The sequence below is a fragment of the Streptomyces sp. HNM0645 genome (assembly GCF_030056615.1).
Lineage (GTDB): Bacteria > Actinomycetota > Actinomycetes > Streptomycetales > Streptomycetaceae > Streptomyces > Streptomyces marianii.
This window is the reverse complement of sequence record NZ_JASHLT010000104.1, coordinates 1-3,776: the sequence shown is the minus strand read 5'-3', so window position 1 is coordinate 3,776 and position 3,776 is coordinate 1. Positions and strand designations below refer to the sequence as shown.

Genomic DNA, 3,776 nt, shown 5'->3' with positions numbered 1-3,776 from the left:
GGCCGGTGGCGTCAGCGAGATCGGCCAGCAGACGGGACCCGGCATGGCTGACCACACCGTGGCCGTCGGCCGAGACGACGAGCTTGGGGCGCGAGGCGGTAGTGTGCACGCAGAAAGTGCCTTCCTGCTGGGATGACAGAGACCTTCGACAAGCCTCATCTTCCCAGCTCAGAGGGCACTTTCGCGTTTCGGATCAAGATCCGGACACCGCGGCAAGTGAAACAGGCAGGCTAAGGCGCAAGAATCCCTGCCCGCAACACAAGCTTTTGCAATGACACAACCCCTCGTTTCACCACAAGTGGGCAAAACTCTGTCGCCGGGTCCCGTGTACTGTTCCGCCGGAGTCGCTTGAGATCGACTTCACGACTGAACGGACCTGGGGGGTTCAACTACATGTCAGAGATAGGTGCGTGGAGACGGGGGGCGACACGGACCGCGCGCACGGCGCTCGTTGCCGCTCTCGTCGGAGGCTCGCTTGGCCTCACCCCGATCGGACTCACCTCCTCGGCCGCCGCCGAGGACAAGACCTCCTCCGCTCCGGCCGGTTCGGAGGCACACGCCCTGCGGCAGGCCAAGGAGACCGGCAAGCAGGTCGAGGTGCTCTCGGAGCGCAGTGAGACCGGCGAGACGTACGCCCTGCCCAACGGCAACCTCCGCCGTGTCCAGCACTCCGTCCCGCAGCGCGTGAAGCGCGAGGGCGCCTGGACCCCGATCGACACCACACTGGCCGAGGTCAAGGGGCGTGTCGCGCCCAGGGCCGCGACGGGGAACGTGACCTTCTCGGCCGGCGGTGACGACCCGCTCGTGGTCCTCACCGACCAGGGCCGCAAGCTCTCCCTGAGCTGGCCGAAGCCACTGCCGGCGCCGGTTCTGGAGGGCTCCACCGCGACGTATCGCGAGGTGCTGCCCGGTGTCGACCTCGCGGTCGCCGCCGGTGTGGACGGCTTCAGCCAGGCACTGATCGTCAAGTCGCCCGCGGCGGCGGACAATCCCGAGCTCGCCACCATCGACTTCGACCTCAAGGCCGATGGTCTGTCCCTCAGGAAGGACTCCGCAAGCGGCACGCTGACGGCCGTCAACCCGGCCGGACAGACCGTGTTCGCCACGTCGACGCCGCGGATGTGGGACTCCTCCGGCTCGGAAGAGACGGCCACGGTCCCCTCGGCGCGGACCGCCTCCGCGAGAACGCTCTCGGCAGCGGCCGCACCCTCCACCGCCGCCACGCAGGAGCAGCCACCGACCGATCTGACGCCGGGCACCCGCAGTGCGGACGTCGGCGTCACCGTGACCGACGGCCAACTCACCCTGACACCCGACCGGGAACTGCTCGAAGCTTCGGGGACGACGTACCCGGTCTACATCGACCCGCGGATGACGGGCACCCGCCAGGCCTGGACCATCGCCTACAAGCCGCACCCCAACAACAGCTACTGGAACGGCACCGGCTGGAACGGCGGCACCACCGGCGAGGCCCGTGTCGGCTACGAGAGCTCGACCGGCGGCACCGCCCGGTCGTTCTTCCGGGTCGACTCCAAGTTCCTGGCCGGGGTGAAGGTCGTCGACGCGCAGTTTCAGATCACCGAGACGCACTCCTGGTCCTGCACACCGAAGCCCGTCGAGCTCTACCTGACCGGCTCCATCAGCTCGTCGACCACGTGGAACAAGCAACCGTCCTGGTCCACGCGCCAGGACAGCCGCAACTACGCGCACGGCAACGAGTCCTTCGGCTGCCCGGACAAGCCGGTCGACTTCACCGCCAAGGACGCGGCGGTCAAGGCCGCCGCGAGCAAGTGGACCAACATCACCTTCGGTCTGCGCGCCCCGCAGAGCGCGGAGGACAAGAAGGACGCGTACAGCTGGAAGAAGTTCAAGCCCGACGCAAAGCTGATCGTCGACTTCAACCGCCCTCCGAAGGCACCCTGGGCGCTCGACACCATCCCGAGCACCAAGGTCAGCACGACGGAGTGCGGAAACGGCTCCTCGTACGTGACGCTCGGCAACACGGACGTGACGCTCACGGCCCAGGTCTGGGACCCGGACGGCGGCGACGTCAACGTCCAGTTCCATCTCTGGGCGACCGGCAAGCACGACGTGTCGCCCGGCGTGTTCTTCGACAAGAAGGTCAAGGTCACCGTCTCGGCCAAGAGTTCCGCGGGAGCACCTGCCCGAGTGGTCGTACCCAAGACGCTGCTGAACCAGCACAAGGGCGCGTCCAACGGCCAGTTCTCATGGAAGGCCCAGGTAGAGGACGTCGCCGACGCGGGCTTCGCCTCCGACTGGACCCCGACCCAGGGGGCTCCCGGCTGCCGCTTCGGCTTCGACCCGACGGCTCCGTCGGTGATGCCGACCGTGCGGTCCAAGGAGGACGTCTACCCGGAGAACTCCGAGGGTGCGCTCGCACGCACGCCCGGCCGGTTCGTCCTGGGCGCCAACGGCGTCGGCGACATCGCCGAGTACAAGTGGGGCCTGGACCGCACGCCGCCGAACGAGTCCGCCAAGCCCGCGACACCGGGCGGCGACGTCGAGGTCACGGTGACGCCGCTCACTCCTGGTCCGCACACCCTGTACGTGCAGGCGTTCGACGCCGGGAAGAACGCCGGACCGATCTATCCGTACCGGTTCTACGTCAGGAGCCCCGGTGTCATGGACAAGCCGGGTGACGTCAACGGCGACGGCCTTCCCGACATGTTCGCGGTGGACGGCAACGACGACCTGCGGCTGTACGGCGGCACCGGCAACGGCGCGGTCGCGGCCGCCGTCCCCCTCTCCTCCGGCGGCGGCTGGGCGGGCGCGCTGATGACCCACCGCGGTGACTGGACCGAGGACTTCTACGAGGACCTCGTCGCCCGCAAGTCCGACGGCAAGCTGTGGCTCTACCCCAACAACGGCCAGGGCGAGTTCACCGAGGACACCAAGCAGGAGGTGTACGTCTTCCCCGACAACGAGACGGGCGTCGCCACGGACACCGCGTCGATCAGGCAGATCGTCTCGGTCGGGGACATCACGCCGAGCGAGGAGAGCTACAACCCCGACTTCGTCGCGGTCATCGGCGACCAGCTCTGGTTCCTGCCCGGCTGGTCGGGCGGGTCACTCGAATCGGGCTACCTGATCGGCACCTCCGGGTGGGGCATGATGACGCTCGCCTCCCCCGGCGATGTGGACGGCGACGGCTTCGTCGATCTCGTCGCCCGGGACGACTCCTCCGGTGCCCTGTGGGTCTACCACGGCAAGAGCAGGGGGGACTCCGACGGCGACGGCGTTCCGGACGGCGGAACCGATCCGTCCTCGCTGGGTGTCGGCTCCGGCCGCACCCAGTACGCGAGCGGCTGGACTCCGGCCGCGCGGCCCCTGGTGGCGGCGAGCGGCGACTCCAACGGGGATGACGTACCCGACCTGTGGTCCACCACGTCGAACAGCACCGCCGGGCTGGAGTTCGTGCCCGGTCGCAGGACCGGGCTGGTCGGTACCCCGGCGGTCGTCGGCACCGGGGGCTGGCAGGCGATCAAGGCGATCTCCTGACACAGGGAGGCCGGCGTTCACCGACCGGTCCGAGGGCCGGTCGGTGATGGCTCCGCCGGCGCACATCCGCTGCCGGCTGCCGGTTCCCGAAACCTCATAGGGCAGGCCCGGTCCCGTGTTCGCCGGGGCCGGGCCTGCCGGCGCCTCGACGGTTCCCGGCCCCGGGGACGCCGGACCAGTCGGACCGCCACCCGGGGCGCACTAGATGAATGAGTCCGATGTTTTCAGTGGTCGTAGGCGATCAGTGATCGTTTGGT

At 68.8% G+C, this 3,776-nt stretch carries 1 protein-coding gene; it reads left to right on the top strand.

What is annotated here, in order from left to right:
- Positions 1 to 393 precede the first annotated feature (393 nt).
- A complete protein-coding gene (locus QMZ92_RS35670) occupies positions 394 to 3,519 on the top strand; it encodes a VCBS repeat-containing protein (RefSeq protein ID WP_283302078.1) in 3,126 nt (1,041 codons plus the stop codon).
- The last annotated feature ends 257 nt before the right edge of the window (positions 3,520 to 3,776 follow it).